At 63.5% G+C, this 20,367-nt stretch carries 23 protein-coding genes; 15 read left to right on the forward strand and 8 right to left on the reverse strand.

Features of this window, described 5'->3' with window-relative positions:
• Window positions 1-62: 62 nt before the first annotated feature.
• The 3 genes from ACP691_RS17120 to ACP691_RS17130 are packed head-to-tail and all read left to right on the forward strand — an operon-like array spanning window position 63 to window position 2,529.
• On the forward strand, window positions 63-1,088 hold the full coding sequence (locus tag ACP691_RS17120; RefSeq protein ID WP_426151182.1) for an aminoglycoside phosphotransferase family protein: 1,026 nt from the start codon (window positions 63-65) through the stop codon (window positions 1,086-1,088).
• Window positions 1,085-1,765 (forward strand): N-acetylmuramate alpha-1-phosphate uridylyltransferase MurU, encoded by a 681-nt coding sequence (gene murU, locus ACP691_RS17125; RefSeq protein ID WP_426151180.1) that lies wholly within the window; start codon window positions 1,085-1,087, stop codon window positions 1,763-1,765. The genes ACP691_RS17120 and murU overlap by 4 nt, the downstream gene beginning before the upstream one ends.
• Window positions 1,765-2,529 carry a TerB family tellurite resistance protein gene (locus ACP691_RS17130; protein WP_426151178.1) on the forward strand — a complete coding sequence of 255 codons (765 nt, stop codon included), beginning with the start codon at window positions 1,765-1,767 and terminating at the stop codon, window positions 2,527-2,529. Before murU ends, ACP691_RS17130 begins: the two co-directional genes overlap by 1 nt.
• 7 nt (window positions 2,530-2,536) lie before the next feature.
• Here the strand turns inward: ACP691_RS17130 and ACP691_RS17135 are convergent, their stop codons facing one another.
• Window positions 2,537-3,502 carry an alpha/beta hydrolase family protein gene (locus ACP691_RS17135; RefSeq protein WP_426151176.1) on the reverse strand — a complete coding sequence of 322 codons (966 nt, stop codon included), beginning with the start codon at window positions 3,500-3,502 and terminating at the stop codon, window positions 2,537-2,539.
• 109 nt (window positions 3,503-3,611) lie between these two features.
• Here ACP691_RS17135 and rpe point away from each other — a divergent pair, with 109 nt between their 5' ends.
• The 7 genes from rpe to ACP691_RS17170 all read left to right on the forward strand — a co-directional run bounded on the left by rpe (window position 3,612) and on the right by ACP691_RS17170 (window position 9,923).
• Window positions 3,612-4,286, forward strand: coding sequence for a ribulose-phosphate 3-epimerase (gene rpe / locus ACP691_RS17140; RefSeq protein ID WP_426151174.1), 675 nt, complete (start codon window positions 3,612-3,614; stop codon window positions 4,284-4,286).
• On the forward strand, window positions 4,283-5,101 hold the full coding sequence (locus ACP691_RS17145) for a phosphoglycolate phosphatase (RefSeq protein WP_426151172.1): 819 nt from the start codon (window positions 4,283-4,285) through the stop codon (window positions 5,099-5,101). The genes rpe and ACP691_RS17145 overlap by 4 nt, the downstream gene beginning before the upstream one ends.
• 67 nt (window positions 5,102-5,168) lie before the next feature.
• Entirely contained in the window at window positions 5,169-6,650 is a 1,482-nt protein-coding gene (gene trpE / locus ACP691_RS17150; protein ID WP_426151170.1) for an anthranilate synthase component I, read from the forward strand.
• Window positions 6,651-6,702: 52 nt separating this feature from the next.
• Window positions 6,703-7,302: an anthranilate synthase component II gene (locus ACP691_RS17155; RefSeq protein ID WP_426151168.1), complete on the forward strand. Its 600-nt coding sequence runs from the start codon at window positions 6,703-6,705 to the stop codon at window positions 7,300-7,302.
• A 9-nt stretch (window positions 7,303-7,311) separates the two neighbouring features.
• Window positions 7,312-8,361 (forward strand): anthranilate phosphoribosyltransferase, encoded by a 1,050-nt coding sequence (gene trpD / locus ACP691_RS17160; protein WP_040259822.1) that lies wholly within the window; start codon window positions 7,312-7,314, stop codon window positions 8,359-8,361.
• Window positions 8,358-9,164 carry an indole-3-glycerol phosphate synthase TrpC gene (trpC, locus tag ACP691_RS17165; RefSeq protein WP_426151167.1) on the forward strand — a complete coding sequence of 269 codons (807 nt, stop codon included), beginning with the start codon at window positions 8,358-8,360 and terminating at the stop codon, window positions 9,162-9,164. Before trpD ends, trpC begins: the two co-directional genes overlap by 4 nt.
• Window positions 9,165-9,206: 42 nt before the next feature.
• On the forward strand, window positions 9,207-9,923 hold the full coding sequence (locus ACP691_RS17170; protein ID WP_426151165.1) for a lipoate--protein ligase family protein: 717 nt from the start codon (window positions 9,207-9,209) through the stop codon (window positions 9,921-9,923).
• On the opposite strand, the gene crp is transcribed toward ACP691_RS17170, so the two are convergent.
• Window positions 9,908-10,546, reverse strand: coding sequence for a cAMP-activated global transcriptional regulator CRP (crp, locus tag ACP691_RS17175; RefSeq protein ID WP_426151163.1), 639 nt, complete (start codon window positions 10,544-10,546; stop codon window positions 9,908-9,910). The two genes, ACP691_RS17170 and crp, sit on opposite strands and share 16 nt — an antisense overlap.
• A gap of 187 nt (window positions 10,547-10,733) precedes the next feature.
• Here crp and ACP691_RS17180 point away from each other — a divergent pair, with 187 nt between their 5' ends.
• Window positions 10,734-11,177 (forward strand): OsmC family protein, encoded by a 444-nt coding sequence (locus ACP691_RS17180; protein WP_426151161.1) that lies wholly within the window; start codon window positions 10,734-10,736, stop codon window positions 11,175-11,177.
• Between the two features lie 206 nt (window positions 11,178-11,383).
• Window positions 11,384-12,175 carry an adenosylmethionine decarboxylase gene (speD, locus tag ACP691_RS17185; RefSeq protein ID WP_426151159.1) on the forward strand — a complete coding sequence of 264 codons (792 nt, stop codon included), beginning with the start codon at window positions 11,384-11,386 and terminating at the stop codon, window positions 12,173-12,175.
• A gap of 64 nt (window positions 12,176-12,239) precedes the next feature.
• Here the strand turns inward: speD and coq7 are convergent, their stop codons facing one another.
• The 4 genes from coq7 to hemJ all read right to left on the reverse strand — a co-directional run bounded on the left by coq7 (window position 12,240) and on the right by hemJ (window position 14,651).
• Complete coding sequence (gene coq7 / locus ACP691_RS17190) at window positions 12,240-12,887, reverse strand: 2-polyprenyl-3-methyl-6-methoxy-1,4-benzoquinone monooxygenase (RefSeq protein ID WP_426151157.1); 648 nt, start codon at window positions 12,885-12,887, stop codon at window positions 12,240-12,242.
• Between the two features lie 41 nt (window positions 12,888-12,928).
• Window positions 12,929-13,267: a histidine triad nucleotide-binding protein gene (locus tag ACP691_RS17195; protein ID WP_426151155.1), complete on the reverse strand. Its 339-nt coding sequence runs from the start codon at window positions 13,265-13,267 to the stop codon at window positions 12,929-12,931.
• Window positions 13,268-13,337: 70 nt separating this feature from the next.
• A complete protein-coding gene (locus ACP691_RS17200) occupies window positions 13,338-14,111 on the reverse strand; it encodes an SDR family NAD(P)-dependent oxidoreductase (protein ID WP_426151153.1) in 774 nt (257 codons plus the stop codon).
• A 114-nt stretch (window positions 14,112-14,225) separates the two neighbouring features.
• Window positions 14,226-14,651 carry a protoporphyrinogen oxidase HemJ gene (gene hemJ / locus ACP691_RS17205; RefSeq protein ID WP_040259835.1) on the reverse strand — a complete coding sequence of 142 codons (426 nt, stop codon included), beginning with the start codon at window positions 14,649-14,651 and terminating at the stop codon, window positions 14,226-14,228.
• 138 nt (window positions 14,652-14,789) lie between these two features.
• Between hemJ and argC the strand changes: the two genes are divergently transcribed.
• Both argC and erpA read left to right on the forward strand, forming a co-directional pair.
• Window positions 14,790-15,824 (forward strand): N-acetyl-gamma-glutamyl-phosphate reductase, encoded by a 1,035-nt coding sequence (gene argC / locus ACP691_RS17210; RefSeq protein WP_426151150.1) that lies wholly within the window; start codon window positions 14,790-14,792, stop codon window positions 15,822-15,824.
• Between the two features lie 123 nt (window positions 15,825-15,947).
• The gene (erpA, locus tag ACP691_RS17215) at window positions 15,948-16,298 is read left to right on the forward strand and encodes an iron-sulfur cluster insertion protein ErpA (RefSeq protein WP_426151148.1); all 351 of its coding nucleotides are present in this window, start codon (window positions 15,948-15,950) and stop codon (window positions 16,296-16,298) included.
• Window positions 16,299-16,341: 43 nt separating this feature from the next.
• Here the strand turns inward: erpA and ACP691_RS17220 are convergent, their stop codons facing one another.
• Window positions 16,342-17,433: an anhydro-N-acetylmuramic acid kinase gene (locus ACP691_RS17220; RefSeq protein WP_426151146.1), complete on the reverse strand. Its 1,092-nt coding sequence runs from the start codon at window positions 17,431-17,433 to the stop codon at window positions 16,342-16,344.
• Between the two features lies 1 nt (window position 17,434).
• On the reverse strand, window positions 17,435-18,865 hold the full coding sequence (locus ACP691_RS17225; RefSeq protein ID WP_426151144.1) for a peptidoglycan DD-metalloendopeptidase family protein: 1,431 nt from the start codon (window positions 18,863-18,865) through the stop codon (window positions 17,435-17,437).
• Between the two features lie 217 nt (window positions 18,866-19,082).
• On the opposite strand from ACP691_RS17225, the gene tyrS reads away from it, so the two are divergent.
• Window positions 19,083-20,282: a tyrosine--tRNA ligase gene (tyrS, locus tag ACP691_RS17230; protein ID WP_426151142.1), complete on the forward strand. Its 1,200-nt coding sequence runs from the start codon at window positions 19,083-19,085 to the stop codon at window positions 20,280-20,282.
• Window positions 20,283-20,367 lie beyond the last annotated feature (85 nt).

Consider the following 20,367-nt stretch of genomic DNA (forward strand, 5'->3'; position numbering starts at 1 on the left):
AAAAGATGCTGGATAATAAAGCATGACCCGCTTGACGGCTAGCGCCGTCGGAGACTCTCTAAATGCCCGATCAAGATGTACGCCTGGAACTTCTCAAGCCTTGGCTCAAGGCCCGCCTTACCGCGCTCTACCATGAGCAAGGCTGGGGCGAGGTTCCCCACGGCGAGTTGACCCCCGCCAGCAGCGACGCGAGTTTCCGCCGGTATTTCCGCTGGGCGTCCCCTGAGCGAAGCTTCATCGTGATGGACGCGCCGCCGCCCCAGGAAAACTGCACGCCCTTCGTGCACATCGACACGCTGCTGGCCAGCGCGGGGGTGCATGTGCCAACCCTTCACGGGCAAGACCTGGAGCGTGGCTTTCTACTGCTCAGTGACATGGGCCGGCAAACCTACCTGGACGTGATCGAAGAACAGAACGCCGACGCCTTGTTCGCCGACGCCATCCAGGCGCTGCTCAAGTTGCAGGCCCTGCCCATGGGCGCGGCGCTGCCCAGCTACGACGAGGCCCTGCTGCGGCGTGAGCTGGAACTGTTCCCCCAATGGTATGTGCAGCGGCACCTGGGGGTGGAATTCACCGACGCCCAGCAGGCGCAGTGGAGCGCGGCCAGCCAGTTGCTGATCGACAGCGCCCTGGCGCAGCCCCGGGTCCTGGTGCACCGGGACTACATGCCGCGCAACCTGATGGTGAGCACGCCCAACCCCGGCGTGCTGGACTTCCAGGACGCGGTCTACGGGCCCGTCACCTATGACGTGACCTGCCTGTTCAAGGACGCCTTCCTCAGTTGGCCCGAGGCGCGGGTGACGGACTGGCTGGGCCAATACTGGCATGCCGCTCGAGCCCAGGGCGTGCCGGTACAGGACACCTTCGCCGACTTCCTGCGCGCCAGCGACCTGATGGGTGTGCAGCGCCACTTGAAAGTGATCGGTATCTTCGCCCGCATCTGCCACCGTGACGGCAAGCCGCGCTACCTGGCCGACGTGCCGCGTTTCTTCGCCTATATCCGCGCTGTCGCCGGACGGCGCGAGGAGCTGGCCGAGCTCAATGCCCTGTTGGACAGTTTGCCCATCGCAGCTGAGGCCACGGCATGAAGGCGATGATCCTGGCCGCTGGCAAAGGTGAGCGCATGCGGCCACTGACCCTGCATACACCCAAGCCGTTGCTGCGGGCCGCCGGCATACCCCTGATCGAACATCAGGTGCGCGCCTTGGCCAGGGCAGGGCACCGTGAACTGGTGATCAACCACGCCTGGCTGGGCGAGCAGATCGAAGCCTACCTGGGAACAGGGGAGCGCTGGGGAGCGAGTATCGCCTACTCGCCCGAGGGTGATCCCCTGGAAACCGGCGGCGGCATCTATAAGGCCTTGCCATTGCTGGGCGCGTCGCCCTTCATTCTGGTCAATGGCGACGTGTGGAGCGACTACGCCTACGATCGATTGAGCCTGGCCCCTGGTGCCCTGGCCCATTTGGTGATGGTGGATAACCCGGGGCATCACCCCGGCGGGGACTTCGCCTTGCGCAATGGCTACCTGGCTTCCTCACCAGGCGGCGAGGGCCTGACCTACAGCGGCATCGCCGTGCTCGACCCGGGTCTGTTCGCCGGCTGCGTTCCTGGCGCGTTCAAGCTGGCGCCCTTGCTGCGCCAGGCCATGGATCAGGGGCGGGTGACGGGCGAGCACTACCGTGGGCGCTGGGTTGACGTGGGCACGCCCGAGCGCCTGGCCGAGGTGGATCGGCTGCTTGGCGGCCCACCGGCGGGAGCGCGCTGATGCTATGGCCGGTCACGGTAGTGGGCACCGCGGCGGGTTTTGCCCTGGCGCATATTCCTGGCGGCATCCTGGGGGCGTTGCTGGGGCAGTTGGTGGACCGCCGCCTGAACCTGCAAAACTGGGCGGACCTGTGGGCGCGCCTACGAGGTAAAGCGGGCCTTGCCGAAGGCGACCTGCTATTCGTGCTGCTCGGTCGCCTGGCCAAGGCCGACGGCAGGGTGCAGGAAAGCCATATCAACCAGGCGAGAAACGAAATGGCCTTGCTCGGGCTAGGCGAGCCGGCCCGCAAGCAGGCCATCGCCGCCTTTGGCCGAGGCAAGGCTGGCAAGGATTCGCTGCAAGGCCATTTGCGGCGCCTGCAGGGGCAGCCCACCACAGCCGAAGGGCTACTGCGCGCGTGCTGGCGCATGGCCTGGGCGGATGGCGAAGTCGGCGCCAGTGAGCGGCAGCTGCTGCTCGATTGGGGAAACTGGCTAGGCTGGACGGCGCCGCGAATCCGTGCCTTGGGTGCCGAATATGCCCCGGCGTCCCGCGTCTTGCCTCAGGCCAACGATGCCTACGAAAACGCCCTGCGCGTGCTCGGCGTGACCGGGGCCAGCGAGGTCGAGCAGATCAAGCAGGCCTACCGGCGCCTGCTCAGCCGCCACCATCCGGACAAGCTTCAAGGCCGCGGGGCCAGCGAGGCCCAGGTGCGCGCGGCAACGGAGCGCACCCGGGAGTTGCATGGGGCATTCGAGGTGGTCAGGCGCAGGCGTGGCTTTTAGCGGCCAGTCAGGACTGCGGGCTCAACCAGCCCCGGACCCGGCGATAGAGCTGCTCGTCCGACGCGGCCTTGTCGCCGGGCACGCCGCCGAGTTCGGTCTGGCTGTACTGGCTGCCGGGCTGGCGCTTGCTCGCTTGCAGGCGCTGGGCCGCGGCGCTGCGCAGGGCGGGGTTGCTGGCGTAGTAGATGTCTGCCACGGGAACGCTCAGTTGCGGAGCCAATTGGTCCAGGCCGGCGGGCGCGGCTTCCGGCGTCTTGCCAGCGATCATCACCAGCCTCTGCGCCCGGGACGGCTGGCGGTCGCTCAGGTAACGGGCTGCCCAGTAAGCGCCGGTCCCGTGGCCCAACAGCACGATATTGCGCGCCTTGACCTGCTGCGCGAAGGCGATACCGGCATCGATACGGGCGAAGATGCGCGCGGCATCGTTTTTCAATTGTTCGTCCGGCCCCGGTGGTTGGGCTTGAGGGCTGGGTTCGGCGCCGCTGGCGGCGGCCTCTTCGATGGGCGCGTTGGCATCGGCCGGCGTGGCGCTGCTGCCGGCCGCGACAGGCGCTGGCGGTTCGATGCCGCGCGGTTGCATGGCTTCGCTGAGCAGGTCCGGCAGGGTGAGGCTGAGTGTGCCCCAGCCTGCTTCCGGCAAGCGGGTGCGCAGCGGCGCCACCGCTACAGGCCAATTGGCGCTTTCCCCCGCGCCTGGCACGATGATCACCAGGCCGGCAGGGTCCGCCGTGTTGGCCGGCAACCAGAGGGCCATGAAGTTATCACCGCTAGCCTGCAGGGTTTGAACCTGGGCCGGCGGCAATTGCCGGGCAAGCGCCTGGGCATCTTCCGCGCTGCGCTCCAGTAGCGGCGGGCGTTGCGCCGGCTCGGCCGGGGGCGCTTCGGCGGCGGGCTCGTCGGCATGGGCGCAGAGCAGGGGCAGGGCCAGAGCGGTGGCCAGGGTAACGAGCGTGGCACGGCGGAAAGCGCGCATCGAGGGTTCCATTTTCATTGCTTTGCCCAAGCCTAAGATGATTCCGCCCCCGTCGCCACCCTGCCATCGGCTACAATGCGCGCCACCGTGTTCAGCCTACAGGTCCAACATGCAACCGTTCGCCATTGCGCCTTCCATTCTCTCCGCCGACTTCGCTCGCCTGGGCGAGGAGGTCGATAACGTACTCGCCGCCGGAGCGGACGTGGTGCACTTCGATGTGATGGACAACCACTATGTGCCCAACCTGACCATCGGCCCCATGGTCTGCGCGGCGTTGCGCAAGTACGGCATCACCGCGCCCATCGACGTCCACCTGATGGTCAGCCCGGTTGATCGGATCATCGGCGACTTCATCGAAGCCGGCGCTACCTACATCACCTTCCACCCTGAAGCCACCCAGCATATCGACCGCTCGCTTCAGCTGGTGCGCGACGGTGGTTGCAAGTCAGGGCTGGTGTTCAACCCGGCCACGCCCCTGAACGTGCTCGAGTACGTGATGGACAAGGTGGACATGATCCTGCTCATGAGCGTCAACCCGGGCTTTGGTGGGCAGAAATTCATCCCCGGCACCCTGGACAAGCTGCGCCAGGCGCGGGCGTTGATCGACGCAAGCGGTCGCGACATCCGGCTGGAGATCGACGGTGGAGTGAACGTGCACAACATCCGTGAGATCGCGGCCGCCGGTGCCGATACGTTCGTAGCCGGGTCCGCCATCTTCAATGCCCCGGATTATAGGGCGGTGATCGACAGCATGCGCGCGGAACTCGCCCTGGCTCGCCCATGAGCGGTCTGGAGCGCTTGTTCCCGGCCGGCTTGCCTGGGCTGGTAATGTTCGACCTGGACGGCACCCTGATCGACTCGGTGCCGGACCTGGCCGCCGCGGTTGACCAGATGCTCGCCCAGCTGGGGCGCCCACCGGCGGGTATCGAGGCGGTGCGGGTATGGATCGGCAACGGCTCGCGGGTCCTGGTACGCCGGGCCCTGGCCGGCGGCCTGGACCATTCCGCGGTGGACGACACCCTGGGCGAGCAGGCGCTGGCCCTGTTCATGACGGCCTATGCCGCTGAGCATGGACGCACCACGGTCTACCCCGGCGTGCGGGAAACCCTGAAGTGGCTGGACGGTGAAGGGGTAGAGATGGCCTTGATCACCAACAAGCCTGAGCAGTTCGTGGCTCCCTTGCTCGATGAGCTCAAGCTGGGGCGCTATTTCCGCTGGATCATCGGTGGCGATACCTTGCCCCAGCAAAAGCCGGACCCGGCTGCCTTGCTCCATGTGATGAAAATGGCTGGCGTAGGCCCCAGGCAGGCGCTGTTCGTCGGAGACTCCCGCAATGACGTGCTGGCTGCCAAAGCGGCCGGCGTACCCTGCGCGGCCTTGACCTACGGCTATAACCACGGCCGGCCGATCGCCGAGGAAGGGCCTGACCTGGTGATCGATGACCCGCGTGAACTCTTGCCTGGTTGCTTCGAGCGGTCCGCTGAGATAACGTTGGCCGACACCCCTGCCTCATCGAGTCGAGTATCTCCCGTGGCGGTTACCTGCAAACTCTGGATGAAAGTCATCAAGGCCCTGGCCCGTTGGCGCTGGCGCGCCTGACTTCCCCTGGCCGGCCTGCCGGCGCGTTTGCACGTTTCCCGATTCCTACCTCCGCCACGAGGCCGCTATGACCCGCGAAGAATTCCTGCGCTTGGCCGATTCCGGTTACAACCGCATTCCCCTGGCCCATGAAACCCTGGCCGACTTCGACACGCCGCTGTCCATCTACCTCAAGCTTGCCGACGAACCCAATTCCTACCTGCTCGAGTCCGTGCAGGGCGGCGAGAAATGGGGCCGGTACTCCATCATCGGTTTGCCCTGCAGAACGGTGCTGCGCGTTCATGGCCAGGTCGTGACCGTTACCCGGGACGGGGCGGAAACCGAGCGTCATGAGGTAGAGGACCCGCTGGCCTTCGTCGAAGCCTTCAAGGCGCGCTATCAAGTGCCGACGGTGGCCGGCCTGCCTCGCTTCAACGGCGGGCTGGTGGGTTACTTCGGTTACGATTGCGTGCGTTACGTGGAAAAGCGCCTGGGCCCATGCCCGAACCCGGACCCTGTCGGCGTGCCGGACATCCTCCTGATGGTGTCCGATGCCGTGGTGGTGTTCGACAATCTAGCCGGGAAAATCCACGCCATCGTGCTGGCCGACCCGAGCCGGCCCGATGCCTACGAACAAGGCCGCGCGCAACTGGCGCAACTGATGGAGCGCCTGCGTCAGCCGATCGCGCCGCGCCCGGAGCTGGATTTCTCCCGCGCCACCACTCAGGAACCGGACTTCCGTTCCAGCTTCAGCCAGGACGACTTCGAGGCGGCGGTCGACACCATCAAGGAGTACATCCTGGCCGGTGACTGCATGCAGGTGGTGCCATCCCAGCGGATGTCCATCGATTTCAACGCAGCCCCCATCGATCTGTATCGCGCCTTGCGTTGCTTCAACCCGACCCCCTACATGTACTTCTTCAACTTCGGGGACTTCCATGTAGTGGGTAGCTCGCCCGAGGTACTGGTGCGGGTGGAGGACAACCTGGTAACGGTGCGGCCGATCGCCGGCACCCGGCCCCGTGGCGCCACTGAAGAGGCGGACCGGGCCCTGGAACTGGATTTGCTCAGCGATGAAAAAGAGCTGGCCGAGCACCTGATGCTCATCGACCTGGGCCGCAATGACACCGGGCGCGTAGCTGAAGTCGGCAGTGTACAAGTCACTGAAAAAATGGTGATCGAGCGCTACTCCAACGTGATGCACATCGTGTCCAACGTGACGGGGGAGCTCAGGCAGGGCCTGACCGCCATGGATGCGCTGCGAGCCATCCTGCCGGCTGGCACCTTGTCCGGCGCGCCGAAGATCCGCGCGATGGAAATCATCGACGAGCTGGAGCCGGTCAAGCGGGGCGTGTACGGCGGCGCGGTGGGCTACTTCGCCTGGAATGGCAACATGGACACGGCCATCGCCATTCGCACGGCGGTGATCAAGGATGGGGAGCTCCATGTCCAGGCAGGGGCCGGCATCGTCGCCGACTCGGTGCCCGCGTCCGAGTGGGAAGAAACCTTGAACAAGCGGCGGGCGATGTTCCGTGCCGTCGCCCTGGCCGAGCAGGCCAAGGCTGAATAAAAGGCGCGGCCCTGCCGGGGCCGTCCGATCCGGAATTCGAGAGGTTCGCGCCATGCTGCTGATGATCGATAACTACGACTCCTTTACCTACAACATCGTGCAATACCTGGGCGAATTGGGCGCCGAGGTGAAGGTGGTGCGCAACGATGAGCTGAGCATTGCCCAGATCGAAGCCCTGGCCCCCGAGCGTATCGTGGTGTCGCCAGGGCCATGCACGCCGAGCGAAGCCGGAGTGTCCATCGAGGCTATCCACCATTTCGCCGGCAAGCTGCCGATTCTTGGCATCTGCCTGGGTCACCAGGCGCTGGGCCAGGCCTATGGCGGTGAAGTCATTCGCGCCCGTCAGGCCATGCATGGCAAGACCAGCCCGGTCAGCCACCGCGACCAGGGTGTGTTCGAAGGCCTTGCCCAACCCTTGACCGTTACCCGCTACCATTCCTTGGTCGTCAATCGGCAGAATCTGCCCGATTGCCTGGAAATCACCGCCTGGACTCAATTGCCCGACGGCAGCGTCGACGAAATCATGGGCCTGCGGCACAAGACATTGAACGTGGAAGGGGTGCAGTTCCACCCCGAGTCGATCCTGACCGAGCAAGGCCATGAGCTGCTCGCCAATTTCCTCAAGCAAACCGGCGGCACCCGCCAGGGTTAAGGATCGTTCATGGACATCAAGACAGCCCTCGGCCGTGTGGTCAGCCAGCTGGACCTCACTACCGATGAAATGCGCGTGGTCATGGGCCAGATCATGACCGGCCAATGCACCGAAGCCCAGATCGGCGCCTTCCTGATGGGTATGCGCATGAAAAGCGAAAGCATCGACGAGATCGTCGGGGCGGTATCGGCCATGCGCGAACTCGCCGGGCGAGTGGAGCTTCGCTCCCTGGACCGTGTGGTGGACATCGTCGGCACCGGGGGCGATGGCGCCAATATCTTCAACGTTTCCACCGCTGCGGCCCTGGTCGCCGCCGCCGCCGGATGCACCGTGGCCAAGCATGGCAACCGCGCGGTGTCCGGCAAGAGCGGCAGCGCCGACCTGCTCGAAGCGGCCGGGGTGTACCTGAACCTGACGCCTGCGCAGGTCGGACGCTGTATCGACAGCATCGGTATCGGCTTCATGTTCGCCCAGGCGCATCACGGCGCCATGAAGCACGCCGCGGGGCCGCGTCGGGACCTGGGCTTGCGTACCCTGTTCAACATGATCGGGCCGCTGACCAATCCGGCAGGCGTGCTGCACCAGGTGGTGGGGGTGTTCAACCCGGCGTTGTGCCGGCCCCTGGCCCAGGTGTTGCTCCGTCTGGGCAGCAAGCATGTGCTGGTGGTGCATTCCCGGGACGGGCTGGATGAGTTCAGCCTGGCGGCACCCACGACGGTGGCCGAATTGAAGAACGGCGAAGTGCTGGAGTACAGCATCGAGCCGGAAGACCTGGGCGTGCGCAGCCAGAGCCTGCATGGGCTGACCGTGGAAAGCCCCCAGGCTTCCCTGGCGTTGATCCAGGATGCGCTGGGCCGCCGCCGCACGGAAAACGGCCGCAAGGCGGCGGAAATGATCATGCTGAACGCAGGCGCGGCGCTTTATGCCGCGGACCATGCCAGCAGCCTCAAAGACGGCGTGGCCTTGGCCAGCGACGCCCTGCATACCGGGCTGGCCCGGGAAAAGCTCGAAGAGCTCGGCGCCTTCACGGCGGTATTCAAACAGGAGAACGAAGCATGAGCGTGCCCACGGTGCTGGAACGAATCCTCACGCGCAAAGCCGAGGAAGTGGCTGAGCGCAAGGCACGCCTGAGCCTGGCCGAGCAGCAGGCCGCCGCGCGCGAGGCCGCGCCGACACGCGGCTTCGCCCAGGCGATGCTGGCGCAGCGGGCGGCGAAGAAGCCGGCCGTGATCGCCGAGGTAAAAAAGGCCTCCCCGAGCAAGGGCGTGATCCGCGAAGCCTTCGATCCGGCGGAGATCGCGCGAAGCTATGCCGCGGGCGGCGCCACCTGCCTTTCGGTACTGACCGACGTGGACTTCTTCCAGGGCGCGGACCTCTACCTGCGTCAGGCACGCCAAGCCTGCTCGCTGCCGGTGATCCGCAAGGATTTCATGATCGACCCTTACCAGATCTACGAATCCCGTGCCCTGGGCGCGGACTGCGTTCTGCTGATCGTATCCGCGCTGTCCGACGGGCAGATGAGCGAGCTCGATGCCGCCGCCAAGGATGCCGGCCTGGATGTGCTGGTGGAAGTGCATGACGGTGCCGAACTCGAGCGCGCCCTCACGTGCCTGGACACGCCGCTGGTGGGAGTGAACAACCGCAACCTGCATACCTTCGAGGTCAGCCTGGAAGCCACCCTGGACCTGCTGCCGAAGATTCCACGAGACCGCATGGTGGTGACTGAAAGCGGCATCCTCGGGCGGGCCGATGTCGAGCTCATGGAAATCAACGATGTGTATGGTTTCCTGGTTGGCGAGGCCTTCATGCGAGCCGAGCAGCCGGGCGATGAATTGGCCCGCTTGTTCTTCCCCCGTCGGTAACCCAGGAACGGCTGATAGCCGCTCGAAGCGGAGGCTTTGCCCATGACAGTGGTACAACGGATGACCACGGAGGCAGGCTTGCAGGCGGAGCTCGCCTTGCTGGGCCAGGTCTGTGACGGCACGCGGGAGGATGGGGTGCTGTTCTGGCAGCCTACCGACCAGGCGCTGGTGATGCCGCGGCGCATGGCGCGGCTGCCTGCCTTCGCTCAGGGCGCGGCGGCGGCCGAAGACCTGGGCTGGCCGGTGCTGCTGCGGGAAACGGGCGGCGAGCCAGTGCCTCAATCGGCGGCCACGGTGAATGTTGCCTTGGTGTACGCCGCGCCGCGCGCGGAAGGTGACCTCAACCGTCTGGAGCGAGCCTATCTGCGCTTGTGCGAGCCGCTCTGTGACCTACTGACTCGCCTCGGCGGTAAGGCCAGCCTCGGCGAAGTGCCCGGCGCGTTCTGTGATGGGCGTTATAACGTCAACCTCGACGGTCGCAAATGGGTGGGCACGGCCCAGCGCTGGCGCCAGTCGCGGCGCTGGGGCGGCCCAGTGGTGCTGGTACATGGCGCGTTGTTGATGAGCGACCAGCGTCAGGCCATGATCGATGTCGTCAATGCGTTCAATCGGGGGGCTGAATTACCCCAGCGGTGCCAAGCGGACAGTCATCTGGCCTTCGCCGAGCGGTTCCCGGGTGTAGATGCCTTCGCGCCTTTGTCCGAAGCTTTGGACGACGTGCTGGCAGCCGTACGACAACTGCATCAGCGCGTACCGTAGACCACCATGGTCTTGCCCTTGACGTGAATCAGCTGGCGCTCCTCCAAGTCCTTCAGGACGCGGCCGACCATTTCCCGGGAACAGCCAACGATGCGGCCGATTTCCTGACGGGTAACCTTGATCTGCATGCCATCAGGGTGGGTCATGGCATCGGGCTCCTTGCACAGGTCAGTGAGGCAGCGCGCTACTCGCCCGGTCACATCATGGAACGCCAGGTCGCCAACCTTGCGGGTGGTTCGCCGTAGGCGATAGGCCATCTGCGTGCTCAGGCTGTAGAGGATGTCCGGTTCCAGCCGAACCAGTTCACGAACCTTGGCATAACCGATCTCGGCCACTTCGCATTCTGTCTTGGCGCGCACCCAGGCGTTGCGCTCACCTTCCATATGAGGTGGGTCGAACAACCCCAGCTCACCGAAGAAATCGCCCTGGTTAAGGTAGGCAATCACCATTTCACGACCGTCGCTATCCTCAATGAGGATAGTGACCGACCCCTTGAGGATGTACGACAGAACGGTGCACTTGTCGCCTGCGCAAATGATGTTGCTCTTGGCGGCATAGCGACGCCGCTGGCTATGTGCCAAGAGCTTGTCGAGATGAGTGATCTTGGTGGCTGACGCGACCATGGGCAAGGTTCCGGTACAGATCGACGATAAAGGGCGGTGAGGGTTGCCATCAATTTGGCGTCAGCTTAACAGCACTTCCTATGTATCGCGATATCTACCGATAACTTGAGTCAAGTCTCATTTTCGAGCCGGATTCCCCGCCGAACGGCTGTGCTAAGCTGGCGCCCTTTTCACGGGAGAGCCAGTTATGAAGGCACGTATTCAGTGGGCCGGTGGCGCCATGTTCATTGGCGAGTCGGGCAGTGGTCATGCAGTGGTCATGGACGGCGCCCCCGAGAGTGGTGGACGCAACCTGGGCGTGCGGCCCATGGAGATGGTGCTGATCGGCCTGGGCGGTTGCAGCAGCTTCGATGTGGTGGCCATCCTTAAAAAGGCCCGTCAGCCTGTAGAGCGCTGCGAGGCATTCCTGGATGCCGAGCGCGCCGAGGAAGATCCCAAGGTATTCACCCGCATCCACCTGCGCTTCGTGGTGGAAGGGCGCGGCCTGAAGGAATCCCACGTCAAGCGTGCCGTGGAACTCTCCGCCGAGAAGTATTGCTCGGCGTCCATCATGCTAGGCCGCGGCGGTGTGCATATCACCCATGAGTACGAGATCGTCGAACTGGGCGCCGCCGACATCCAGGCATCATAAAAGCGCTCCATACTCTGGCGCAGGGTGGCGCGGGTCTGCATAATGCGCCACTTTTTCAAGGCCGACCTTGAAACCGGGAAGCCGGGCTAGACAACCAAAATCGCCATTGCGAAGAGGTGTAAACCGTCCTACGCAGACGCCACCTGGCGCCTGACGGGCATGCTTGATCACGCGGCGCGGCCGCATTCAAAGAGAGTTTTCAGACGGTGAAAAGCAAACTCAAGCTCCATGGGTTCAACAACCTGACCAAGACCTTGAGCTTCAACATCTACGACATCTGCTACGCGCAGACGCCGCAGGATCAGCAAGCCTACGTCGAGTACATCAACCAGGAATACGACGCGGCTCGCCTGACCCAGATCCTCACGGACGTCGTGGATATCATTGGTGCCAATATCCTGAACATCGCGCGTCAGGACTATGAACCGCAGGGCGCCAGCGTGACCATCCTCATTTCCGAACAGCCCGTTACCCCCACCGACAGCCAGATCGAAGAATCGCCTGGGCCGTTGCCGGACACCATCCTGGCTCATCTGGACAAGAGCCATATCACGGTACATACCTATCCTGAAATCCATCCGGACGATGGCATCGCTACCTTCCGCGTGGACATCGACGTGTCGACCTGTGGCGTGATCTCGCCGCTCAAGGCATTGAACTACCTGATTCACCAGTTCGATTCGGACATCGTGACCGTGGATTACCGCGTGCGGGGCTTCACCCGGGATATCGAGGGGCGCAAGCATTTCATCGACCACGAGATCAATTCGATCCAGAACTACCTTTCCGAGGACACACGCGGCGCCTACCAGATGGTGGACGTGAACGTGTACCAGGACAACCTCTTCCACACCAAGATGTTGCTCAAGGAGTTCGAGCTGGACAATTACCTGTTTGGCGACGCGACCAGCAACCTGTCCGGCGAGCAGCGCGCCCAGGTAACCGAGCGGGTCAAGCACGAAATGCTGGAAATCTTCTACGGCCGTAACGTCGGCTGACCTGTAAGGCCCGTGGCCAGCGCGGTCACGGGCTTTTCGCAAGGGGCAGAGGCATCGCCTTGCCTTATACGCGATAGGTGCTCTTGGTCATCACCTTGGCCATCAGGCTCATGCCAAGCTTGACCGGCAGCGGGAAGCGCACGCCTCCGGCATCCAGGGCCGCCTGGGCGTGGTGGGCTTCGTCGGTGCGCATCTGTTCCAGGATCGCCCGAGATTTCTGATCCTCCACGGGCAGCTTGTCCAGATGCTCATCCAGATGCTTGCACACCTGCTGTTCCGTAGCCGCCACGAAACCCAGGCTGACTTTGTCGCTGATCAGCCCCGCCAGGGCGCCCATGCCAAAGGACATGCCATAGAACAAGGGGTTGAGTACGCTCGGCCGGCTGCCCAGCTGGCGGATGCGCTGTTCGCACCAGGCCAGGTGATCCACCTCTTCGTTGGCCGAGTGCTCCATCGCCTGGCGGATGTCCTCGCGACGGGCCGTGAGGGCCTGCCCTTGATAAAGCGCCTGGGCGCAGACCTCGCCGGTATGGTTGACTCGCATCAGGCCTGCCACGTGCCGGCTCTGAGCCTCATCCAAGGTCACGTCCGCCTGCAGCAGGGCGGGAGATGGGCGTGAGGGTTGACCGCTGAAGGGCAGCAAGGTGCGCGCGGCGTTGTCGGCCTGCAGCAGGAGCCGGTCGAGGGCGGTGTAATGTCTATCGTTGGCCACGGATGCCTCCTGGGAATGAATGAACGGGGCTTGAGGCCGCGTTAGCCCGGCGGCCAGTGCATGGCGCGCTGGCCAAGCACGTGCAAATGAATGTGATAGACCGTTTGGCCGCCCAGCTCATTGCAATTCATTACCACGCGGAAGCCTTCCTCACAGCCCAGCTCTTTGGCCAGCCGCTGGGCGGTGAACAGGATATGGCCTGCCAGGGGTTTGTCCTCTTCGGTAAGGTCGGCGAGTGTCGGGATGCATTTCTTCGGCACTACCAGAAAATGCACCGGGGCTTGCGGTGCAATGTCGTGGAAGGCGATGACCTGGTCATCTTCATAGATGATGTTGGCGGGGATTTCCCGCCGAATGATTTTATCGAACAGCGTATCCACAGTGGTTCTCCCTGTCGTCGTGCTCATCAGTGTACTCAAGCAAGCCGTTTTTCGCCCCTTTCCCGTATAGTCAGGGACGGGTATAGCGCGCCAATGCGGCCGCCGCCGTCTTTCGCACCAGCCAGCGGGGGGCGACCCGAGCTACCCGGGACAGCCAGCGTACACGCCAGCCTGGAATGATCAGCGCTTGATCGCGCTCCAGGGCCAGCACGGCCTGCCGGGCCACTTCCTCAGCGCGCAAAGGAAGCCGGCTGCGGGCCAGGGCGGAGGGCATGTCGGCCGATTTGAGAAGCGGGCCTGGACATAGCACGCTGACCTTGACGCCGCTTTGCCTGAGCTCCTCGCGCAGGCCTTCGGAAAGGTGCAGCACGTAGGCTTTGCTGGCAGCGTAGCTGCTGATCCAGGGGCCGGGCTGGAAAGCGGCCAGCGAGGCCACGTTGAGAATCTGCCCGCCGCCCTGTACCGCCATGCTGTTGCCGATGGCATGGCACAGGCGGGTCAGGGCCAGCATGTTCAGCTCGATGAGGTCTTGCTCGCGCAACCAGTCCTGGGCGAGGAAATGCCCCTGGGAACGCAAGGAGGCACAGTTGACCAGCAGGTCTATGCGCTGCCCGCTTTCTTCCAGTTCCAGCAGGAAGCCAGTGAGGCGCAGGGGCTCGCTGAGATCGCAGGCGCGGAACAGTACCTCCACGCCAAAGCGCTGCGTGAATTCGATGGCGATGGGCTCGAGGTCGTCCCGGTGGCGGGCAACCAGCAGCAGGTTACGGCCCCGCCGCGCCAGGGCCTCGGCCAGCGCCAGGCCAAGGCCGCTGCTTGCGCCAGTCACGAGGGCATAGGAAGGCATAGGGATACCGGCACACACAATATGAATGCCGGCAGTTTAACGGTATGTGGACGCGGGCTCAAAGCCTTGGGCCTGCAGGCTTCATGGGTTTCAGGCCGTTCAAGGAGTGACGGGTCAGAACGGCTTGATCACCACTAGCACGACGATTACCAACAACAGCACCACCGGGATCTCATTGAACCAGCGATAGAATTTGTGGCTATGGCGGTTCTCGTTGCGCTCGAAGCGCTTGCGGTGGGCGCCGCAAACGTGGTGATAGCCGATCAGCAGCACGACCAGCAGCGCCTTGGCATGCAGCCAACCCATTTGCAGCCAGCTGGGGTTCAGATACACCAGCCAGGCTCCGAAAATCAGGGTCAGCAGCATCGAGGGGGTCATGATGCCGCGATAGAGCTTGCGCTCCATGATCACGAAGCGTTCCCGGCTGGGGGTGTCTTCGCTCATGGCGTGGTACACGAACAGGCGTGGCAGGTAGAACAGTGCGGCGAACCAGCACACCAGCGCCACGATGTGCAGCGCCTTGATCCAGAGATAGAGCATGAGTCGGCTTCCCACGGTTTAGGACGATGCGATAGTAGAGCGCCGTGGCCGACACGTCACCTTGACAGTTGTGGCGCGGGTTGCGCGCCCCTATCATCGGGTGTTTTCCACGTGGTGCGCTCAAGGCGGGTAATGTACATGGTCAAGGTCGGAATCGTTGGTGGCACCGGTTATACCGGTGTCGAGCTACTGCGCTTGCTGGCGCAGCATCCTCAGGCGGAAGTGGCGATCATCACGTCTCGATCGGAAGCCGGTGTCTGCGTGGCCGACATGTACCCGAACCTGCGGGGGCATTACGATCACTTGAAGTTCAGCGTGCCGGACCCGGCCGCGCTTGGCGCGTGTGACGTCGTGTTCTTCGCCACCCCACATGGCGTGGCCCACGCCCTGGCCGGGGAACTGCTGGCCGCCGGCACTCGGGTCATCGACCTTTCCGCTGATTTCCGCCTGGCGGACGCGGACGAATGGGCGCGCTGGTACAACCAGCCCCATGGCGCGCCCGGCCTGCTGGACGAGGCCGTGTATGGCCTGCCAGAGGTGAACCGCGAGCGCATCCGCGCGGCGCGTCTGATCGCGGTGCCAGGCTGCTACCCCACCGCGACCCAGTTGGGTTTGCTGCCCCTGCTGGAAAATGGCCTGGCCGATCCAGCGCGGCTGATCGCCGACTGCAAGTCGGGCGTCAGTGGCGCCGGGCGCGGCGCGAGCGTCGGCTCGCTGTTCTGCGAGGCAGGGGAAAGCATGAAGGCCTATGCGGTGAAAGGGCATCGGCACCTCCCCGAAATCACCCAGGGCCTGCACCGTGCAGCCGGTGGCGAAGTGGGGCTGACCTTCGTGCCGCACCTTACGCCGATGATTCGCGGCATTCATGCCACCCTTTATGCCACGGTCGTGGATCGCTCAGTGGACCTGCAAGCCTTGTACGAGCAGCGCTATGCCGATGAGCCCTTCGTGGATGTGATGCCAGCCGGCAGTCATCCGGAAACCCGTTCCGTGCGCGGCGCCAACGTGTGCCGAATCGCCGTGCACCGTCCGCAGGAAGGGGATCTGGTAGTAGTGCTTTCCGTGATCGATAACCTGGTCAAGGGGGCTTCGGGTCAGGCCGTGCAGAACCTGAACATCATGTTCGGGCTGGATGAGCGTCTGGGGCTGGCTCACGCCGGCTTGATGCCTTGAGGCCCTGAGCCGCGAAGACAGCGGGGAAGCGTGCGCTTGCCGGGCAATTGTTGACCATTTTGCTCGGGGAAGCGGATAATGTATCCATTCCGCATCAGTTTCGGCTTGCGCCGGGAGAGTCAAATGAGTGTCGAAACCTTCACCCCCACGGTATTGCAGTTCACTCAGGGTGCCGCTCACAAGGTGAAGACCCTGGTCGAGGAAGAGGGCAATGACCGCCTCAAGCTTCGTGTATTCGTTACCGGCGGTGGGTGCTCGGGCTTCCAGTACGGTTTCACCTTCGATGAAGAAATCGCCGAAGATGACACCATTGTCGAGCGCGAAGGGGTGAGCCTGGTGGTCGATCCAATGAGCTTCCAGTACCTGGCGGGCGCTGAAGTGGATTACCAGGAAGGCCTGGAAGGGTCTCGCTTCGTGATCAACAACCCCAACGCCAGCACCACCTGCGGTTGCGGCCAGTCATTCTCGATCTGAATCCGCCCCACCCGGAGCGCCGCGCCTAGCGCGGCGTTTTCGTTCATGCCGGGTAAATCGCGCCCAGGATTCGTGGCCCCTTGCTGCCAGTCACCTCTGGCCGGTTGGCCGGGATGCCCTCCAGGCAGCAGTGGGCCAGCCAGGCGAAGGCCATGGCCTCCATCCAGTCCGGGTCTACCTGCAGTGCCGAGGTACTGGCCACGGGCGTGCCATCCAGCAGGGCCTGCAAGCGTGCCATCAGAGCTCCGTTGTGAGCACCGCCGCCGCACACGAACACGCCCTCGGGCGAGGGCATTTGCTGGATCAGGGCCTCGGTGATGGTGCGCGCGGTGAGCTCCAGCAGTGTTGCCTGAACATCCTGTGGCGCGATGCCCTCGAAGGCGTTCAGGTGTCGATGCAGCCAAGGAAGGTTGAACACTTCCCGGCCGGTACTTTTGGGGCCCGTGGCCGTGAAGAAAGGGTCCGACAGCAGGCGCTGCAAGAGGCGGTCATTCACCTGGCCACTGGCGGCCCAATGCCCGTTGCGGTCGAAAGGGGCGCCGCGGCAGGCGTAGATCCAGGCATCGAGCAGAACGTTGCCAGGGCCGCAGTCGAAGCCCAGTACCGGCTGGCCAGGGCGCAGCAGGCTCAGGTTGGAAAAGCCGCCGATATTGAGCACTGCCACGGCATTGCCCTGGCCACCAAAAAGTGACTCATGAAACGCAGGCACCAGGGGCGCTCCTTGACCGCCGGCGGCGACGTCGCGGCGGCGGAAGTCGGCCACTACGGTAATCCCGCAGCGCTCCGCCAGCAGGGCAGGGTTGCCGATCTGCACGGTGAAACCCCGTGCCGGCTCGTGGCGGATGGTTTGCCCATGGCTGCCGACCGCCCGAACCCGCCCTGGCGAAACGTCGGCCTTGGCCAGCAGTTGCTTGATTCCCTCGGCCGCCAGGGTGCTCCAGGCATTTTCCGCCAGTGCCGCGCGGGCAATTTCGTCTTCGCCAGTGGTACACAGGCTCAGCAACTGGGCGCGCAACGGCTCGGGGAGCGGCACGTAATGCGAGGCCACCAGGCGCGTATGCTCGGTTTGTTCCACCAGTGCGATGTCCAGGCCATCTAGGCTGGTGCCCGACATCACACCGATGTAGAGCGCCATTTCAGCGCTTGCTCGCTACGAGAGTGGCGCGTTCCTGGTCCATGCGGGCCATCAGGGGTTGCGCGACCTGGAGGAAGCGCTGGCGCTCGTTACGGGCGATAGGGTCTGCCATGGGCAGCTTCTGCCCAAGCGGATCCACATGCACGCCGTTGACCTGGAACTCGTAATGGACGTGCGGGCCAGTGGACAGCCCCGTGGTGCCGATATAGCCGATCACCTGGCCCTGCTTGACCGGGCTGCCGTCGCGGATGCCCTTGGCGAAGCCTTGCATGTGCCCGTACAGGGTGCGGTAGGTGTTGCCATGCTGGATGATTACGGTATTGCCGTAGCCTCCTTTGCGCCCGGCCAGGATTACCTTGCCGTCACCGGTGGCCTTGATCGGAGTGCCGCGCGGCGCAGCGTAATCCACGCCCTGATGCGCGCGGATCTTGTTAAGGATGGGGTGTTTGCGGCCACCGGAGAAACGCGAGCTGATACGGGCGAAATCCACGGGTGAGCGCACGAACGCCTTGCGCATGCTGCTGCCGTCGGCCGTGTAGTAATTGGTGTTGCCCTGGCGGTTGGTATAGCGCACGGCCGTGTAGGTCTTGCCGCGGTTGATGAAGCGCGCCGAAAGCACGTTGCCGGTGCCGATCACCTTCCCGTCGAGCACTTTCTGTTCATAGACCACGTCGAACTGATCGCCAGGGTGGATATCCTGGGCGAAGTCCACGTCGTAGCCGAAGATGTTGGCCAGGTCCATCACCTGGGCATGGCTCAGCCCGGCGCGCTGGGCCGACGCCGATAGCGAACTGGTGATGGTGCCGTGGGCATAGGCTGCACGCATCACCGGGGTTTCGACGCTGCGCTCGAAGGCAAGATGGCCGCTGGCATTGCGCTGCAAGCGGATGGATTCCAGGCGTGAGAGCTTGGTATGCAGCGTTTGCAGCTTGCCATCAGCCGTGAGCTCGAACTCGAGTACCTGGCCTTTCTTCAAGTGGGCGAATTGCCTGGCCTGCTTGTCGCTGTCCAGCGCAGATTGCGCCTCGGCGGCCGACAACCCCACTTTTTCGAACAGGGACGACAGCGTATCTCCACGACCCACCACTACCTGGCGATGCAATTCCGGTTTGGCGGGCTCGGCGGCCGCTACTGCCGGCTGGGCTGGCTCGCTGGCGGGTTCGCTGGCCGTGGTATCGGCCTCTGTTTCGCCTTCTATCTGGGCGAAGGGAGAGGGGGCGCTTTCCGGGGCACCATCGGCAGTGTCGGCGCGCTGGTCCTGCAACAGCTGTGCGGGCGGCTCCAGGTCGATGGCCAGCGAGGTCTTTTTCGCTTCGACCTCGCTCGATGGGAAGACAAGCAAGGCAAGACTGAGAAGCGCGGCGAGGCCACTGGCTGCCAAAAGGTGAGTTTTGGGGTACAGGGGCGGCGCTTTGGGAGAGGCGTCGGTCATAGATTTAGGCTTAAAAAATGAGAATGAAAATGAATTGGAAAAGATGAATGACATGATGAATATGAAATAACTGCCTAAAATATAACCAATTCACTGCCGAGGCAAGCTTTCCCAGACGCTTTCAGACCTGGGCTGAGTCACATCGCCGAGCGGCTTGGGTTTGGCGTGACGATCTTGTATGTTGGGCGTTTTTGAATCGCAGCCTTTGGGTCGTTATATGAACTCTGTCGAGGAGCAGCTCGCGCTTATCAAGCGCGGCGCGGAAGAGGTACTGGTCGAAGCCGAGCTGGTGGAGAAGCTCAAGCGTGGGCAGCCGTTGCGTATCAAGGCCGGGTTCGACCCGACCGCGCCGGACCTGCACTTGGGGCATACGGTGCTGATCAACAAGCTGCGGCAATTCCAGGACCTGGGGCATCAGGTCATTTTCCTGATCGGTGACTTCACCGGAATGATCGGGGACCCAAGCGGCAAGAGCGCGACCCGTCCGCCGCTGACGCGTGAGCAAGTGCTTGAGAATGCCGAGACCTATAAGAGTCAGGTGTTCAAGATTCTCGACCCTGCGCGGACCGAGGTCGCCTTCAACTCGTCCTGGCTGGACAAGCTGGGCCCCGCCGATTTCATCCGCCTGGCCTCTCAGTACACCGTTGCCCGTATGCTGGAGCGCGATGATTTCCACAAGCGTTACAGCACCAGCCAGCCCATTGCGATCCATGAGTTCCTTTATCCCTTGGTGCAAGGCTATGACTCGGTCGCGTTGAAGGCCGATGTAGAGCTGGGTGGTACGGACCAGAAGTTCAATCTGCTCATGGGGCGTGAGCTGCAGCGCGGATATGGGCAGGAGCCCCAGAACATCGTCACCATGCCTCTGCTCGAAGGGCTGGATGGCGTAAAGAAGATGTCGAAGTCGCTGGGCAACTATATAGGCATCCAGGAAGCCCCGGGCGTGATGTACAGCAAGCTGCTGTCTGTGCCGGATACCCTGATGTGGCGCTATTTCGAGCTGCTCAGCTTCCGCTCCATGGCCGAGATCGAAGAGTTCAAGGCTGACGTGGCCGCTGGCGCCAACCCGCGGGACATCAAGATCAAGCTGGCTGAGGAAATCATCGCTCGCTTCCACGGTGAGGAAGCGGCTGCCAACGCCCACCGTGGCGCCGGCAACCGTATGAAGGATGGCGAACTGCCGGAGGATCTTCCGGAGGTCCTCCTGACGGCGGGTGAGGCTATGCCGGTCGCGGCCGTGCTGAATCAGGCGGGCCTGGTCAAGAATGCCGCCGCCGCGCGTGACCTGCTCAGTGCTGGCAGTGTTCGCATCGATGGGCAGGTAGTAGACCGTACCTTCGTGTTCGAACTGGGTGCGACCCACGTCTGCCAGGCAGGCAAGAAGGCCTTCGCTCGCATCACCCTCAACGCTGAATAAGTTTATTCAAATAAGTGTTGACGGCCTTCCGAAACCCCTTATAATGCGCCCCACTTCCAGCGACAACGGAACGGCAAACTCCTTG

This window comes from Pseudomonas sp. DC3200b2, from assembly GCF_049895785.1.
GTDB lineage: Bacteria > Pseudomonadota > Gammaproteobacteria > Pseudomonadales > Pseudomonadaceae > Aquipseudomonas > Aquipseudomonas massiliensis.

Coding starts and splice junctions, on each gene's coding strand:
- ACP691_RS17135 (WP_426151176.1), bottom strand. CDS start 3,502: ATGCGCGCTTTCCGCCGTGCCACGCTCGTTACCCTGGCCACCGCTCTG.
- crp (WP_426151163.1), bottom strand. CDS start 10,546: ATGGTCGCGTCAGCCACCAAGATCACTCATCTCGACAAGCTCTTGGCA.
- ACP691_RS17120 (WP_426151182.1), top strand. CDS start 63: ATGCCCGATCAAGATGTACGCCTGGAACTTCTCAAGCCTTGGCTCAAG.
- murU (WP_426151180.1), top strand. CDS start 1,085: ATGAAGGCGATGATCCTGGCCGCTGGCAAAGGTGAGCGCATGCGGCCA.
- ACP691_RS17225 (WP_426151144.1), bottom strand. CDS start 18,865: ATGACCGACGCCTCTCCCAAAGCGCCGCCCCTGTACCCCAAAACTCAC.
- argC (WP_426151150.1), top strand. CDS start 14,790: ATGGTCAAGGTCGGAATCGTTGGTGGCACCGGTTATACCGGTGTCGAG.
- ACP691_RS17200 (WP_426151153.1), bottom strand. CDS start 14,111: ATGCCTTCCTATGCCCTCGTGACTGGCGCAAGCAGCGGCCTTGGCCTG.
- tyrS (WP_426151142.1), top strand. CDS start 19,083: ATGAACTCTGTCGAGGAGCAGCTCGCGCTTATCAAGCGCGGCGCGGAA.
- ACP691_RS17155 (WP_426151168.1), top strand. CDS start 6,703: ATGCTGCTGATGATCGATAACTACGACTCCTTTACCTACAACATCGTG.
- ACP691_RS17130 (WP_426151178.1), top strand. CDS start 1,765: ATGCTATGGCCGGTCACGGTAGTGGGCACCGCGGCGGGTTTTGCCCTG.
- trpC (WP_426151167.1), top strand. CDS start 8,358: ATGAGCGTGCCCACGGTGCTGGAACGAATCCTCACGCGCAAAGCCGAG.
- trpD (WP_040259822.1), top strand. CDS start 7,312: ATGGACATCAAGACAGCCCTCGGCCGTGTGGTCAGCCAGCTGGACCTC.
- trpE (WP_426151170.1), top strand. CDS start 5,169: ATGACCCGCGAAGAATTCCTGCGCTTGGCCGATTCCGGTTACAACCGC.
- ACP691_RS17180 (WP_426151161.1), top strand. CDS start 10,734: ATGAAGGCACGTATTCAGTGGGCCGGTGGCGCCATGTTCATTGGCGAG.
- hemJ (WP_040259835.1), bottom strand. CDS start 14,651: ATGCTCTATCTCTGGATCAAGGCGCTGCACATCGTGGCGCTGGTGTGC.
- ACP691_RS17220 (WP_426151146.1), bottom strand. CDS start 17,433: ATGGCGCTCTACATCGGTGTGATGTCGGGCACCAGCCTAGATGGCCTG.
- rpe (WP_426151174.1), top strand. CDS start 3,612: ATGCAACCGTTCGCCATTGCGCCTTCCATTCTCTCCGCCGACTTCGCT.
- ACP691_RS17145 (WP_426151172.1), top strand. CDS start 4,283: ATGAGCGGTCTGGAGCGCTTGTTCCCGGCCGGCTTGCCTGGGCTGGTA.
- erpA (WP_426151148.1), top strand. CDS start 15,948: ATGAGTGTCGAAACCTTCACCCCCACGGTATTGCAGTTCACTCAGGGT.
- ACP691_RS17170 (WP_426151165.1), top strand. CDS start 9,207: ATGACAGTGGTACAACGGATGACCACGGAGGCAGGCTTGCAGGCGGAG.